Origin of the sequence: Pseudoalteromonas sp. UG3-2 (assembly GCF_037120705.1) — a bacterium.
Taxonomy (GTDB): Bacteria; Pseudomonadota; Gammaproteobacteria; order Enterobacterales; family Alteromonadaceae; genus Pseudoalteromonas.
In genome coordinates this window covers 452425-468003 of sequence record NZ_JAWLJU010000002.1, presented here as the reverse complement: position 1 = coordinate 468003, position 15579 = coordinate 452425, and the positions used below count along the sequence as shown (strand labels likewise).

Below are 15579 nucleotides of genomic sequence, written 5' to 3'. Positions count from 1 at the left end.
ATGCTGCAAGCAGGTCGTGGGTGAAACCTCTTACCTAGGTATATTAGCCAAGCCTTGATTGGTTGATACCAATTCTTCCGCGCCAGCTTGGTCAAAATCCATCTTCACGTAGTAAGGAAGTTTCACTTCGTTCTCTCCCAAGGCAATGCCAAACATTTTGTCCAATGGGAAGCTATCTATTTTATTTAACTGCAGTTTCAAATCGTCTTTTAAAAAGGCCACTTTATGGATCTTTTTAACCTCAGAGGGAGAATGCACTACTGCTGAATACACTGACTTTTCAGCCATGCCATCTGGGAATTGCTTAAACAAAATTTGATCCATTTGTGGATGAGTAAATCCAGATAAAAATTGTTTTAAAAACTGCTCGTCGACATTTAACTCGTCCACCGAGTCACGGAATAGGGTTAACATTTCTTCACCTACTTCCATTGCTTCTTTGAGCCAAGATTCGCCATCGTCCTCAGCACTAATACTGAGCAATTCATGCCAGTCCATTTTGTTATTCGGGTTGTAGGTCTTGAAGCAATCTAACGATAAAGAAAAGTTTAACGGTGCGGTCGGCTCAGAGGGCATAGCATAACGACAAAGGTATTTGTTGTAGCCCCAAGTTTCTCGACCATTAATTAAGGCATTAATGTTGTTAACGGTAATAAACGCTGGATACCAGTAAAGGTGCTCCGCCCGCAGTGTTTCTAAGTTTAATTGCAAAACCGGAAGCCAAATAATGATATCGGTTTCTTGCATGTAGCCGTAGTCACTAAAAGGTTCGACCTTAGAAGCAATGTTCTCAATATCTGTAAAGGTCAGTAAGCACCAGTCGCTTAACGCTTTAAAACTAAACTCGCTACTTGGTACTGAATTCAAAGTGTTATCTAAGTAGGTTTGAATCTTTTCTCTATTACCCGCCACAAAAAAGCCATACATTTGTGCATTTAGCATCCTGCATGGCGGCTTAGCAATGGGGTTGCTATAAAAGTGCTGATAGTCAGGTAATTCTGGATACATCATTCACTCCTTAAAACGTCAAATTGACAGTGTAGTAAGCAATATCAGACATTGCTTAGCGTAATTATATGGCGTAATTACAGAGCGCTTCGTCTAATAATGACGACATATCAGCCACCTCTTGCTGACAAAGGCCTAAGTAATGACGGTAGGCACAAGGGTCGTAGTGACCTGAAAGCGACTCCATAAAGCCATGTTGATAGCGAGTTCTAATACAACTAACGCTCTTTTGGCTATTTAGCATAGTAACTATAGGCGTCACGTCAAAGTCAAACTCGTGTTGCGCGAAATAGAATGTGACTGGGCACGCTAATTGTGAAACCGGCACGTCAAGGGTGTGGCTGGGGTAAAAAGCAATTAACTGCTGCGGCTTATTTGCCTCTTGCAACATAGATAATGCCTGCCAAGCTGCAGAGCTGCCAACCCCAAAACCTATCAGCAAATGTGGCGACAAATTGCGTATTTTGCTTGCCACTTTATTGGCGTAGTGTTGCTGCTCGTTGGCCTCAGAGCTGTGTGCTTTATTGTTTATTTTGCTTGTTCTATTTTCACCAGCAGTGATAATGCTTACATCTCCTGCTAATTCCGATGCAAATTGCAAAAGCTGCGGTGAAGTGCCATAAATATCCGCGATTACCAGTATTTTCATCGTTATTCCTTAACTGCTTTGATTGTTATTAGGGTTATTTTCACTACGCCTTAGCGCCTTTCCTTTATGATTAAATTAGCATACCGCAAAAAACTGTAAACAATAATTACAAATAAAATAAACATCCCACTAACTACCTATTCCACTCTTGCTGCTATGCTTTAATAATTAACAGAGGAGTATGCGGATTGTGATCAAAGCGCTGTGTCTTATCGTGTTTATGCTTCAAACTGGGTTTGTACAGGCACAAAAGATCACCTGGATTGTGATTGACTTTGCTCCTTACTATATCCTTTCAGATGATCTTGCAGGTCAGGGCCGAGATGAGCTACTGATCAAATTATTAGAGCAGTACATGCCAGAGCATCAGTTTGACTATAAACTTTTCCCGGCCTCGCGGGCGGTACATGAACTGGCAAAGCAAAACAGCAACTATTGCATGATTTCACTTTATAAAACCCCCAAGCGAAGCCGCTATATTGCTTTTACTGAAAACCACTCCACCACTGGCTTGTCAACCTCTGCAGCGCTAACCAAGGAAACAGCAAAGTCGCTGGCGCTCGGTAATGACGCCATCGACTTTGACGCGTTAATGAAGCAGCATAAATTAACTGTGGGTGTTGCTGCTAACCGCTCTTTTGGCACTGAAATTGACGCGACCCTTGCCAGTTTAGATCAGCAGCAGCTATTGATAAGACCTGGGAGGGATACACTGGAAAGCTTAACGGTAATGCTATTAAGAAAGCGGGTGGATATTATTTTGGGGTACCCCAGTGAGCATCATTATCACAAAGTGAAATTAGATAAGCAGAATAGGCTCACTCAAGTGAGATTGCAGCTGACCTCACAACTCACCAAAGGATACAGTGGCTGTAACAATAACGAGCTTGGCCGTCAGCACATTGTGGCCATTGATAAAGCGCTGCAACAAGTTCATCAAGATGAACAATACCGGCTCGCTATGTCACGCTGGTTACCACAACAGCTCAGGCCAAAGCTCGCCGGTATATTCAGCCATTAGCTCAAACATGGGTGTTTGAGCTAGCAGACGTTTATTGACGGATCCCTTCGATGTGCAAGCCAATATCCACATGAGTGGATGCTGGGCCTAAATCGTAATCGATGCCATAGTCTGACAGCTTTAACTGGGTATTACCGGAGAAACCAACTCGGTAGCCTCCCCAAGGGTCGTCACCTTCGCCAATCTTATGGATGGCAAATTCGATGTCTTTAGTGATACCATTTAGCGTGAATTTGCCCTGCACTACGCCATTTGTAGCATCGCTGAAAGTGATCTTCTCACTGGTAAACGTTGCCTGAGGGTGCTCCTCGACATTTAAAAAGTCATCTCCTCTTAAATGCTTATCGCGCTCAGCATGATTTGAGTCAATGGATGCCGTATCAATAACAACCTTAATTTTAGCGTTATTAGGGTTGTTAGCATCGTAGCTAAATTGACCTTCAAAATCGTTAAAGCGGCCATATAACCAGCTGTAACCTAAGTGCTTTATTTTAAAATTAACAAACGCGTGAGCGCCTTTAGTATCAATAACATAGTCCGCTGCATTCACGGCTGAAGTGGTACTCAATAAGGCCAAGCTTATTGCTAACATAGTCTTTTTCATCATAACTCCTTAGTTATCTGAATTGGTCACTTTAAACATTCGAATTAAGGTTCTATCTCGATTTACAAAATGGTGTTTTAATGCCGCTAACGCATGCACAGCAACAAGCGCAATTAATCCCCAAGCCAAATACAAGTGCACGGTACCGGCAATATCACTCTGCTGGTCAAACAGCTCTCCTAAACTGGGCACGGCAAACCAGCCAAACACTTCAATGGCTCGACCGTCTGAGGTTGAAATTAAATAGCCGCTGGTAAATAAAGCAAATAACAACAAATACATTAGCCAGTGCGCCAGTGTCGCTAATGTGTTTTGTGCCTTATCGAGCGGTGTGCTCTGCTGTAATGGCTGCACTTTTGGGTTCGCCCACTTCCAAAGTAAACGCATTACAATCACCAGCGCCAACAAAATGCCAATGCTTTTATGAATGTTTAGACCATCACGGTAAAAAGGGTCATAGTAGCTCAATTCAACCATGTATAAGCCCAAACCAAACATACCAAACACGGCGGCGGCACTTAGCCAATGGAGCACAATGGCGACGAGGCCATAACCCTTTGCAGTATTTTTCAACATAATCTCAGTCAATAAAACTCATTCTCAATAACACCAGCATATAGTGATTTTAGGGATGGGGAAAGGCGATAATTATCGGCCAGCTGTGCAAATATGCACAGAAAAAAGGCGAACCATAATGAGTTCGCCTAAAGGTGCTAGAGGAGAAGATGCTTAATTGCTAGTTTTTATAAAAGTACGAAGACTTAGTAATGACGATTGACGCCTCCTGATCGGAAGAGATGGTAAACTCAATCGGCGTTGATTTACGCTTAAGCTCATAGCCATCTGCAATCACCGTCACCGGAATGAGTGCCATGTCACCTGCGGCAATTTTTGTTGCTTCTGGCGCGGTTAACGTGGCATTCGGTAAACCCGATAAACTAATGCTGTACGACATGGTTTGCTGGGTTTTATTAATAACACTTAAGGTGTAGGGGTTTTCTACCAAGCCTTCATAATTAACCCGATACAGTGCATTGCGGTCTCGGATCACGGAAGCCTCAATGGGAGTGCGATTAAAAGCCCAAATAATCATAATGGCAAACAGCGCCACAGTAATGGCACCATAACCGACAATTTTTAATCGCAGTGGATTGGTTTTTAACCCCGCTTGTTGGTTTTCACTCTGGTATTGGATTAAGTTCGGCTCATAACCAAATTTTGCCATGGTGTCGTTACAAGCATCGATGCACAGACCACAGTTGATGCATTCATACTGCAGGCCGTTACGAATATCGATACCTGCAGGGCATACTTCAACACAGAGGTTACAATCGACGCAATCACCTAAACCCAGCGCTTTAGGGTCTTCTTTACGCTTACGGCGGCCACGGTTTTCACCGCGCTCACTATCATAACTCACAACTAGGGTGTCTTTATCGAACATCACCGATTGAAAGCGTGAATAAGGGCAAGCAACGGTGCACATTTTTTCACGTAAAAAGCCGGCGTTACCATAAGTACACAGGGCAAATAAAAACACCCAAAAGCTGATAATACCTGACCACTCAAGCGTAATCATTTCTAGATACAGGGTTTTTGCAGGCACAAAATAGGTCATAAATGTGGTCGCAGTTAACACAGAGATAACCAGCCAAGCGCTATGCTTAGCGAGCTTTTTGGCCCATTTTTTAGCATCCCAACTGGATTTATCTAACTTAATGCGCTGATTTCTGCTGCCCTCAATACGGTGCTCTACCCAAGTAAACATTAACATCCAGATGGTTTGCGGGCAGGTGTAACCACACCAAACGCGCCCAAGCCATGCAGTCACAAAAAACAGTGCGAACGCACCAGCCATAAAAATCCAGGCTAAGATCATAAAATCTTGTGGTAGAAAAGTGGCTCCGAACACTCTGAATTGCTGCGAACCGACATCAAATAATACGGCTTGCTGGCCATGATAGGGGATCCAAGGAATGAGAATAAAAGTGAGCATCAAGAACCAGCCTAAGTTCCTTCTGATTTTCTGAAAAAAGCCTTTCTGCTCCCTTACATAAATGGGCCCCTCTTGTTTGTAGGGCTTAATTATCATGTCTTCTTCTTTGATATCAAACTTCATGTCACTTGCTTACATTAATAAAACACAAGCAGACAACTGCAACTTTCAGACCAATTTGAAAGCTTGTAATATACTGTATATAAAGAAGTTTTTGATAATAACAACAGAAGGTTTCGTGATATATCGCGAACCACACGATATATCGCGAATATTAACGTATTTTTAATTTCTTCATTTTCGAGCGTAATGTACTCTCAGGTAATCCTAGTTTTTGCGCCGCGCCATTAGCACCTGCAATTTTGCCGTTACACAATTCCACCACTTTTAAAATGTGTTCTGCTTGCGCTTGCTCTAAGGTGAGATCGTCCGCTATTTGCTGGGGTATCTCGGTCCCTAACGACTGAGTCAGCTCGATTAGCCGACCTTTTGCCAATATCGCTTCACGCTCTAGCACGTTTTGTAGCTCTCTTATGTTGCCAGGCCAATTATAAGCCTGCAGCGCGTTGATGGCGCTCTTACTTATACCTCGTAACTGCTTACCCAACTTTTTATTCAATTGCACAATAAGGTTATTGGCTAATTGCGGAATATCTTCAATGCGTTCGCGCAACGCCGGAACCTGAATGGGAAAGACATTTAAACGGTAATACAAGTCCATCCTAAATTTGCCTTGCTCTACCATCTGCCAAAGGTCGCGGTTTGTGGCGGCAACCACCCGAATATCAACGGCAATTGTCTGACTTCCCCCTACCCGTTCAAACTCGCGCTCTTGCAACACTCTGAGCAGCTTACTTTGGGCTTCCAGTGGCAACTCGCCAATTTCATCAAGAAATAATGTGCCGCCATGAGCCAACTCAAAACGCCCTTTACGGCGTTCGTTCGCTCCGGTAAAGGCTCCTTTTTCGTGACCAAACAGCTCTGATTCAATCAAGGTGGGTGAAAAAGCCGCACAGTTCACTTTTACAAAGGGTTGCTCTGCTCGCGTGCTCAGGCGGTGTAAATTTCTAGCCACTAACTCTTTCCCGGTGCCATTTTCACCGAGAATAAGCACGGTACTGTCGGTTTGACTGACGAGCTCTAGTTGCGCCAGCATGGTTTGAAAAATGGCACTGTGCCCCACTAAACCCGCCTCCTGCCAGTCTTCATTCAGGGTTTCTAGCAAGTAGGCGTTCTCATCTTTTAATTGCTCGCTAAGCTCATGTACCTTGTTTAATGCGGACTTGAGTTCAGACTCGACCTTATGCTGTTGAGACACATCGCGAAATATCGCGACAGCACCGATAATTTGACCGTCGCTGTAAATGGGCGTGGAGGTGTATTCCACCGGAAAGCTGCTGCCATCTTTGCGCCAAAACACTTCGTTTTTTACTTGTCTGGTTTTGCCATCAAACATGGTCTTATAGATATTGCACTCATCGGCAGGATACGCGCTGCCATCGGCATGACTATGATGGTGATATTGGTGGATTTTTTTCCCCAATAATTCAGCACTTTTCCACCCTGTCATGCGCTCGGCTGCCGGGTTGATAAAAACGGCGTTGCCACTTAAATCAAAGCCATATATGCCTTCGCCCACCGCATTAAGCAGCAATTTAGGATCGGCCAAAAATTGTTTAATAACAGACATGTTCACCTCGCGATATTTCGCGACATTATAGAACCCAGCAGCGGTTTTGTCATGCTCAAATCATAACGACCAGCCACTCTTTAAGATTTGGTTGGTGTTCTAATGCTGAAACAGTAAAATAACCCCATTAGATTGCAATCGAGAACACGCGTGGATCCATCAACTTACATACCCGACGACTTCATTGCCGATGTCGAAACCTATATTCCTGAACACCTTAGTATCAGCGACTTCCTTAGCGCCTGTCGCTCACCATTACGCCGTGCTGTTCGAGTAAATACCTTGAAGATGTCTGTGGCTGAGTTTTTGGACTATTGTCAACAGCGCCAATGGCAAGCCGAGCCAATCCCTTGGTGCCCAGAAGGCTTTTGGATTACCCGCAGTGAAGAAGAGGAAGCCAACTTGGCCATCGGTAACACCGACATTCACTTAAGTGGCTGCATCTACATCCAAGAAGCCAGTTCAATGCTGCCACCTGAGGCATTGCGTGAAGAAATAAGCGCAACACAATTAAATTTGGATATGGCCTCGGCCCCGGGCTCTAAAACCACCCAGTTAGCGGCCTTTATGAACGGCAGCGGCGTGCTTGTTGCCAATGAGTTATCATCATCACGCTTGAAAGCGCTCGCAGCGAACAGCAAACGCATGGGGGTAGCCAATGTCGCGCTATCGCATTTTGATGGTGCTGTGTTTGGTGAATACATGCATGAATGTTTCGACAACATTTTACTCGATGCGCCTTGTTCAGGTGAAGGTACCGTGCGCAAAGATGCGAATGCGTTAAAAAATTGGTCGATTGCTTCCAACCAAGACATTGCTGTGGTGCAAAAACGTCTCATTGATAGCGCTTTTCAAGCCTTAAAACCTGGCGGCACTCTGGTTTACTCAACCTGTACCCTCACCCCTTTAGAGAACCAACAAGTTTGCCAATACCTTATTGAAGAATATGGCGACGCTCTAGAAGTCATTAACTTAAGTAATCTCTTTGCTGATGCCGAGCAAGCCACTACCGTAGAAGGTTACTTGCATGTATGGCCACAGTTATTTGATAGTGAGGGGTTTTTTATTGCCAAATTTAAAAAGCTTCGCTCGGTTGCGGCGCGCGTAGAAAAACACAAAAAAGGCGCCTTTCCTTTTACGCCATTAGCAGCAAAAGCGCAGAAATTACTGCAAACCCAACTGCAAAAGCAATTCGCCATTGATGCCTTACCTGGCACCTTAATGTCACGGGATAAAGAAATCTGGCTATTCCCTGATGGATTTGAGGCCATTGCCAACAAAATAAAATACGCTCGCATTGGGGTGCAAATTGGCGTAAGTCATAATAATGGTGTCCGTTTTCAGCATGAGCTGGCTACCTGTTTTGGCCATTTGGCAAGTCGCAACACCCTCGCGCTTAGCGCTGCTCAAGCAAAAGACTATTTTAATGGTAAAGACATTCGCCTTGACGAAGTGACTAAGCAAACCGGTGAGGTGATCATCACACTTTGCAACACCCCAGTTGGGCTTGGTAAGTGGCAGAAGAACAAAGTAAAAAACAGCTTACCTCGGGATCTTGTTCGTGATGATCTGTTGATAACTTGGGTATAACATGGACATACCCTTTTGATATTTTTAATACTAATTAGGCATAAAGACGGCAAGTACTTGATTTAGAAAGGCTTAATAAATTTTCATTTAGTTGTAAAAATATCGAAACCTTAACTAAACTTAAATTTACTTTCTACTTCTCCCTACAGTCTTAGAAGGTGTTTTTAGTTAGCGCACGGCTCAGCTATGAGCCTTCCCTAGGCCCAGAGTTTAGCAGGTAAGCTCTGGGCACTTTTTTATCTAAACTTCGACATTCAGTAACCGCTATTATGTTGCAGCTTCTAACTCAGTAATGATTGCGAACGCCTGACTATTGCTGTCACCACATACGTCTTTCATGGCTTTAAATTGCAAACACACCTTAGGTCGCTCTGGTTTACCGAATAAACGGCACAAATTATCGTCATTAAGTTGAACACAACGAACGCCAGCGGGCTTACCATTGGGCATACCGGGTATCGGCGTGGAAATACTTGGTGCGATGCAACATGCACCACAGCCTAATCTACAGTCCATAACTACTCTAATTAGGTGCTTTTACGCTAGTGTAACGAAAAACCATAGCAGCGTAAAAGAACATAATCGGGACGGATGTTTCAAACCAGGGCGTTATGCAAAGCTTTGTTACAACTTGCCTTGGCTTTTAAACACCTCGACATAACTATTCGCATATCCTTACCCTACCAACAATTAAGTTTCGTCGACTTAAGTTAGAAAATCATTCAACAGGAAGGATTTGCACGTGGCTAGTAAAAAACAAATTATTCTCCCCATTGCGGTATTGAGTGTTGGCATAGCGGCAGCCGTTGCAATGTCTGCAATGAAAAAACCACCTGAAGTTAAACCAGAAGAGGTGGTTCACCCTTTGGTACAAGTAAAAAGCGTCGAGGTCAAACCCATTCGCCTTGATGTCTCTTCATACGGTGTAGTTAAACCTAAGTACAGCACTGAGTTGGTTGCACAAGTAAGTGGTCAAGTTATTTCGTTGTCAGATAAGTTCGTTAAAGGTGGCTTTGTCAATGAAGGCGAAGTGTTGGCACGCATCGACCCCAATGATTACGAAGCTGCGTTAATTGAAGCCGAAGCGTCCCTAGCTCAAGCCAGCTCGGATTTAGAAATCGAGCAAGCACAAGCTAAGGTAGCCAAAGCACAATGGCAGCGAATCACCGAAAGTGCCATTGAAAAAATTCCTTCCGAGCTTTACTTACGCAAACCCCAGTTGGCCGAAAAGCTAGCTCGGTTTAAAGCAGCGCAAGCCGCCGTTAAGCGCGCTAAGCGAAACCTGGAAAGAACCTACATTCGAGCCCCGTACGATGCCATTGTTGCGTCACGGGAGATCAGTTTAGGCAGCGTGGTAAATCCTGGCAATGGCTTTGGCACCCTCAACTCAGTGTCGGTGGCTGAAGTACGACTGCCCGTAGCTGACAAAGAGCTACAATATTTACCACAACAAGGGGTGGGTACTAAAGTAACCCTGAGCGCCGAAGTGGCAGGTAAAGCCGTTAGCTGGCAAGGCACTGTGGTGCGCAGTGAAGGCGTAATTGATGAAAGAAGCCGCATGACTTACTTAGTGGCGCAGGTCAAATCACCGTATCAAGATGCTGCCAAAGCCCTACGCTTTGGCGCTTACATCAACGCCAATATTCAAGGCAAGCTGATCGCCAACGCGGCAGTGGTTCCGCAGCACTTAGTTAAAAACGGCCGCATCGCCACTTTGGATGATAATCAGCAATTGAACTACCAAAAGCTTAATATCATTCGCCAATATGACGGTCATGTGGTGGTCGATCAAGGCTTGGAGTCGGGCCAACAATTGATCACTTCCGCTCTGGATTATCCATCACAGGGTATGCAACTGAGACTGGACTCAGAACCCACGTCGCAAGCAACGACTCAGTTAGCACTTAAAGAGGAATAAGGGTATGCAAACACGAGAAAAAGGCTTAATTGCTTGGTTTGCACGTAACCCTGTTGCTGCAAACCTATTAATGATATTCATCATTGTCGGTGGCTTACTAACTGCGTTTTCTATTCGCAAACAGATGTTCCCGCAATACAACAGTCATTGGATCAGTGTTCAAGCCGTCTACCCAGGTGCAGCACCGCAAGAGGTAGAAGAAGGCATTACGATTAAGATCGAGGAGTCCATGGAAGGCCTCGAAGGGATCAAACGTCTGATCACCTATTCCAACCGAGGTTATTCACAGACTTGGATTGAAGTTGATGAAAAGTACGACACCAAAGAAGTATTAGACGAAGTTAAGATGCAAGTGGACGCGGTCTCCACTTTTCCATCCGGTATGGAGCGCCCCGTAGTTCGTCACAATAAGGCGACTCAAGAAGTCATGTGGCTGTCGTTAAATGGCGATCTCAGTCCCTACGACTTAAAAGAGCTTGGTAACCGCATTCATGAAGAAATGCTGTCGTTGCCAGGCGTCAACTTAGTGCGATTTGATGGTGGTTTAGATTACGAAATTAGCGTGGAAATTAGCCCAGATAAAATGCGCGAGTATGGCCTTAGTTTCCGTGATGTGGCCAGCGCGGTACAAAGCTTTTCCGCCAATATGTCGGCCGGTCAGATCCGTTCAGAAAATGGCTACATTTCGATGCGGGTGGAAAACCAAGCCTACCGTGGTGATGAGTTCCGCCAGTTACCGCTGATAACCTTGGCCGATGGCGCACAAATTCGGTTAGGCGATGTGGCAACCATTAGAGACGGCTTTGAAGAAGGCTTACAATACTCGAAATACAACGGTAAGAATTCCTTGGTGTTTGAAGTCAGTGCCTCCAAAGATCAAGACATCACCAAAGTTGCCAACGTCATTAAAGGCTACCTAGACAGTAAAGCCGATATCCTACCCCAAGGTGTGAAACTAGAACCCTTTATTGATCTTACCTACTACTTAAATGGCCGCCTTAATATGATGTTAGAAAACATGATATGGGGTGGTATTTTAGTGATGTTAATGCTGGCCATGTTCTTACGAGTGAGATTGGCATTCTGGGTGATGATGGGGTTACCAGTGAGCTTTTTAGGTGCCTTTCTGATGATGCCGGTGGGCTTTTTAGATGTCACTATTAATTTGGCTTCACTGTTTGCCTTTATCTTAGTGCTCGGGATCGTCGTCGACGATGCCATTGTGGTGGGGGAATCCGCTCACAGTGAAATAGAAAAACACGGTCATAGCCTCGATAATGTTGTGCGCGGAGTAAAACGTGTTGCCGTACCCGCCACCTTTGGTGTGTTAACAACGGTAGCGGCATTTTTACCGCAAACTTTTGCAACTGGGCCCACAGCGGCTTTCTCTAAAGCCATTGGTGGTGTCATTATTCTGTGTTTGCTGTTTTCTTTGGTCGAGTCAAAACTGGTATTACCGGCGCACTTGGCGGCCATGAAAAATAAACCGAGCAACCCGAAAAACCCATTCCACCGCTTGCGTGAGAAAATGGATGGCGCATTGCAATCCTTTGTGGAAAACCAATATCGGCCATTTATCGCTCGTTGTCTTCACTATCGTTATACCGTGATCGTCGGCTTTTTAACTATTTTGATTGTCAGCGCCGGAATGTTCGCAGGCGGCTTGGTGAAGTTTGTTGCCAACCCGAAAATTCCCCATGATTTCCCGCGCATTGCCATTGAGATGAACTTGTCCTCGTCTGAGAATGCCACTTTGGAGTCGATTCAAAAAGTCGAACAAATGGTGCTCGATGTTGATAAGCAAATTGAACAACAATATGGCCAAAAAATGGTTCGCGATTACTTGGTTAATATGAATGGCCGTACCAATGCCAATATCATGGTGATCTTAGTCGAACCAGATTTACGTCCAATCGATACCTTTGCCTTAAGTGCCCTGTGGCGAGAGCAAATGCCACTATTACCAGGTGTTAAATCGCTAAACATCCAAGACAGTATTTCTAACAATGGACGCGATGATGGCGATATCAGCTTTAGGTTAGAAGGCAAAGATAAAGCAGAATTACGTGAAGTGGCCGCGCATTTAAAAGAGAAACTGGCAAGCCTTGAGGGGGTTGGTGACATCAATGATTCAATGCAGTCAGCAACGGATGAAGTACAACTGGAACTTAAACCGCTTGCTTACAGCCTTGGTTTAACCCTAGCGGACGTTGCTTCGCAAGTGAATTTCAGCTACTACGGATTGGAAGCACAGCGTATCTTGCGTGACGGCGAAGAAATCAAAGTGATGATCCGCTACCCACAAGATCACCGCGATAGCATCAGCGATATTCAAGATGTACGCATTGTTACGCCACAGGGCGCAGAGGTACCGCTGATTGAAGTGGCCGATGTAAAACTGGTGGATGGCGTTAACCGCATTCGTCGTGAAAACGCAAAACGCACCTTAAATGTATGGGCAGCAGTCAATACCGATGTCGCTCAGCCATTTGAAATTGCGAAACAAATTCGTGATGAATATTTACCGAGTCTGTTAAAGAACTACCCTGGTGTACAAAGTGCCATTGCTGGGCGAGTACAAGAAGAGATGGATAGCGTGGCTGAGCAAATCCGTGACTTTGCCCTGTCATTGATGATCATTTTTGCCCTACTGGCTATTCCTTTGCGCTCTTATTCACAACCATTACTGATCATGTCGGTGATCCCATTTGGTGTGGTCGGTGCGGTATTCGGACACATGGTGCTTGGCATGACCATGAGCAGCTTATCTTTCTTCGGTATTATTGCCGTGGCTGGTGTGGTGGTCAACGACTCACTAGTGATGGTTGACTTCGTTAACAAAGCAAGAGCTCAAGGTGTCAGCATTATGGATGCCGCAGTAGAGGCCGGTTGTAAGCGCTTCAGAGCGATTTTACTTACTTCACTAACCACCTTTATCGGTTTGGTGCCCATCATCTTAGAAACCAGTCTGCAGGCGCAGATTGTTATTCCAATGGCTGTCTCGTTAGCCTTTGGTGTGCTGTTCGCCACGGTGATCACCTTGGTATTGATCCCATGTCAATACGTGGCCTTAGAAGATGTTAAACGTCTTGGTCGCAAATGGTTTAAAAAAGGCGAAAGCGAGCAGCCAACTGAGGTGGTAACCAACAATTCAATTAAGTAATGAAGCTACTAGCCCTAGTAAAAAGCTCGGCCTTGCAAGGTCCGAGCTTTTTTTTATGTTGTAACCTTTACTTTTTCCGGTTCGGGCAAAGGTATTGTGAAAACCAACACCGCTACTGGCGGTAATGATCAAAGAAGTGCTTAATGCGCTCCATAGCCGGTGCCAAATCATCTTTGTGAGGTAAAAACACCAAACGGAAGTGGTCGGCACTAGGCCAATTAAAAGCACGACCATGAACGAATAAGATTTTTTCTTCTTTTAGCAGGTCAAGCACCATGCGTTCGTCGTTTTTAATATTAAAGCGTTTGGTATCCACCTTAGGGAAAGCATAAAGTGCCCCTTTGGGTTTGACACAACTGATCCCCTCAATGGCATTTAATCCTTGATAAGCAATGTCTCGCTGTTGATATAAACGCCCGCCGGGCTCAATCAACTGATCAATTGACTGAATGCCTCCCAGAGCTTGTTGTATCGCAAACTGTGCTGGGACATTAGCACAAAGCCGCATCGAGGCCAGCATTTCTAATCCGGTGATTAAATCCAGCATGGCTGATTGCTTGCCGCTCAGTACCATCCAGCCCATACGAATGCCTGCGGCACGATAGGTCTTGGCTAAACCATTAAAGGTGATCACTGGGATATCGTCACAAAGGCTGGCGATTGAAAAATGCTCAGCGCCATCGTAAAGAATTTTTTCGTAGATTTCGTCGCTAAGCAGCAAAAGCTGATGCTCTCGAGCAATATCTATCAAGGCCTCTAAGAGCGTTTTATCGTACACCGCTCCGGTTGGGTTATTGGGGTTAATTAACACCAAGGCTTTGGTCTTACTGGTGATCTTACTTTTAATGTCTTCTAAATCAGGAAACCAGTCTTGCTGCTCATCACACAAATAATGCACAGGATTGCCACCAGAAAGCTTAACCGCAGCAGTCCAAAGTGGGTAATCGGGCGCAGGGATCAACACTTCATCGCCATCATTTAACAGCGCCTGAGTGGTCATTTGAATCAGCTCACTGACGCCATTACCGATGAAGATATTGTCAACACTGATATTGGGAAAAGCTTTTTGCTGGTAATATTGATACACCGCGACCCGCGCAGAATATAACCCCTTAGAGTCACAATAACCTTGTGCTGAATAGAGGTTTTTAATGATGTCACGGTGCATATCTTCAGGCATATCGAAGCCAAATGCTGCTGGATTGCCAACATTTAACTTCAGCACCTTCATGCCTTCGTCTTCCATTTTTTTAGCTTGTTCTAACACTGGGCCACGAATATCGTAGCTCACCCCATTTAATTTATTACTTTTTGTTATTTGTAGCATTTCACCCCCTCATTCATGCTCCCAGCATAGCTTACATCTAAGGCGAATTACTAGCGCTAATCTTGACCACATTTGCGCAAACACAACTCAGCACAACTGCTATCTGCAACTGCGCTAAGTTGAAAAAAATTAATCTAACTTGGGGTGTAAAAAACTCGCAGGAAATAAAAGACAGGACTGGCTAAAACGTATGCAGACTGGGTTAAGCCGTTAGCCATTGTTGCAGCCTAGTTTTGGAGCCTGCGACTTGGTGTGCCAGCTTATCAAGGGCTTCTGTGGTGGCAGCTTCATCGCCCGAAGCAAGGCCATGTTCGATAGTCCGGGCCACCTCGCTCAAGCTCTTGGCACCAAACTGTAGAGCATTGGACTTTAAGCTATGAGCATGACGAATTGCGGCTTCTTTGTCTTTGTTTAAATTCAGCATCAATTCTGACTCCAAGCGCTCAAACTCAGAGCAACAGAAAATCACGGTTTCCTCGAACTGCTCCCCAAGTAACATTTTCATGTTCTCAAGTGCTTCTTCATCAATTTCGATGTACATAACTGTCCTTATGGCTTTGCGCTACATTAATGCTAGTAAAGTCATCAGCAAGTGCAAAGTAATATGCTGGCA

13 protein-coding genes are annotated in these 15579 nt (G+C 44.7%); 4 read left to right on the top strand and 9 right to left on the bottom strand.

What is annotated here, in order from left to right:
- Nucleotides 1-30 precede the first annotated feature (30 nt).
- Nucleotides 31-1011: an acetoacetate decarboxylase gene (locus tag R3P39_RS05450; protein WP_336566147.1), complete on the bottom strand. Its 981-nt coding sequence runs from the start codon at nucleotides 1009-1011 to the stop codon at nucleotides 31-33.
- A gap of 61 nt (nucleotides 1012-1072) precedes the next feature.
- On the bottom strand, nucleotides 1073-1657 hold the full coding sequence (locus R3P39_RS05445; protein WP_336566145.1) for a hypothetical protein: 585 nt from the start codon (nucleotides 1655-1657) through the stop codon (nucleotides 1073-1075).
- A 181-nt stretch (nucleotides 1658-1838) separates the two neighbouring features.
- Between R3P39_RS05445 and R3P39_RS05440 the strand changes: the two genes are divergently transcribed.
- On the top strand, nucleotides 1839-2678 hold the full coding sequence (locus tag R3P39_RS05440; protein WP_336566144.1) for a transporter substrate-binding domain-containing protein: 840 nt from the start codon (nucleotides 1839-1841) through the stop codon (nucleotides 2676-2678).
- Nucleotides 2679-2709: 31 nt separating this feature from the next.
- Here R3P39_RS05440 and R3P39_RS05435 read toward each other — a convergent pair whose 3' ends face one another.
- The 4 genes from R3P39_RS05435 to R3P39_RS05420 form a co-directional block, all read right to left on the bottom strand.
- On the bottom strand, nucleotides 2710-3282 hold the full coding sequence (locus R3P39_RS05435) for a YceI family protein (RefSeq protein WP_336569243.1): 573 nt from the start codon (nucleotides 3280-3282) through the stop codon (nucleotides 2710-2712).
- A 9-nt stretch (nucleotides 3283-3291) separates the two neighbouring features.
- Nucleotides 3292-3858, bottom strand: coding sequence for a cytochrome b (locus tag R3P39_RS05430; RefSeq protein WP_336566143.1), 567 nt, complete (start codon nucleotides 3856-3858; stop codon nucleotides 3292-3294).
- A gap of 160 nt (nucleotides 3859-4018) precedes the next feature.
- On the bottom strand, nucleotides 4019-5401 hold the full coding sequence (ccoG, locus tag R3P39_RS05425) for a cytochrome c oxidase accessory protein CcoG (RefSeq protein ID WP_336566142.1): 1383 nt from the start codon (nucleotides 5399-5401) through the stop codon (nucleotides 4019-4021).
- A 151-nt stretch (nucleotides 5402-5552) separates the two neighbouring features.
- On the bottom strand, nucleotides 5553-6968 hold the full coding sequence (locus R3P39_RS05420) for a sigma-54 interaction domain-containing protein (RefSeq protein ID WP_336566140.1): 1416 nt from the start codon (nucleotides 6966-6968) through the stop codon (nucleotides 5553-5555).
- Between the two features lie 150 nt (nucleotides 6969-7118).
- Here R3P39_RS05420 and rsmF point away from each other — a divergent pair, with 150 nt between their 5' ends.
- Nucleotides 7119-8558, top strand: coding sequence for a 16S rRNA (cytosine(1407)-C(5))-methyltransferase RsmF (gene rsmF, locus R3P39_RS05415; protein ID WP_336566138.1), 1440 nt, complete (start codon nucleotides 7119-7121; stop codon nucleotides 8556-8558).
- Between the two features lie 267 nt (nucleotides 8559-8825).
- Here rsmF and R3P39_RS05410 read toward each other — a convergent pair whose 3' ends face one another.
- Nucleotides 8826-9074 (bottom strand): YkgJ family cysteine cluster protein, encoded by a 249-nt coding sequence (locus tag R3P39_RS05410; RefSeq protein ID WP_336566136.1) that lies wholly within the window; start codon nucleotides 9072-9074, stop codon nucleotides 8826-8828.
- Between the two features lie 226 nt (nucleotides 9075-9300).
- On the opposite strand from R3P39_RS05410, the gene R3P39_RS05405 reads away from it, so the two are divergent.
- Together R3P39_RS05405 and R3P39_RS05400 are read left to right on the top strand one after the other, a co-directional pair.
- Nucleotides 9301-10476 (top strand): efflux RND transporter periplasmic adaptor subunit, encoded by a 1176-nt coding sequence (locus R3P39_RS05405; protein ID WP_336566135.1) that lies wholly within the window; start codon nucleotides 9301-9303, stop codon nucleotides 10474-10476.
- A 4-nt stretch (nucleotides 10477-10480) separates the two neighbouring features.
- Nucleotides 10481-13639, top strand: a complete 3159-nt coding sequence (locus tag R3P39_RS05400) for an efflux RND transporter permease subunit (RefSeq protein WP_336566133.1) — start codon at nucleotides 10481-10483, stop codon at nucleotides 13637-13639.
- Nucleotides 13640-13751: 112 nt separating this feature from the next.
- On the opposite strand, the gene R3P39_RS05395 is transcribed toward R3P39_RS05400, so the two are convergent.
- The gene (locus R3P39_RS05395; RefSeq protein WP_336566132.1) at nucleotides 13752-14966 is read right to left on the bottom strand and encodes a pyridoxal phosphate-dependent aminotransferase; all 1215 of its coding nucleotides are present in this window, start codon (nucleotides 14964-14966) and stop codon (nucleotides 13752-13754) included.
- Between the two features lie 202 nt (nucleotides 14967-15168).
- Nucleotides 15169-15507: an Hpt domain-containing protein gene (locus R3P39_RS05390; protein WP_336566131.1), complete on the bottom strand. Its 339-nt coding sequence runs from the start codon at nucleotides 15505-15507 to the stop codon at nucleotides 15169-15171.
- Nucleotides 15508-15579 lie beyond the last annotated feature (72 nt).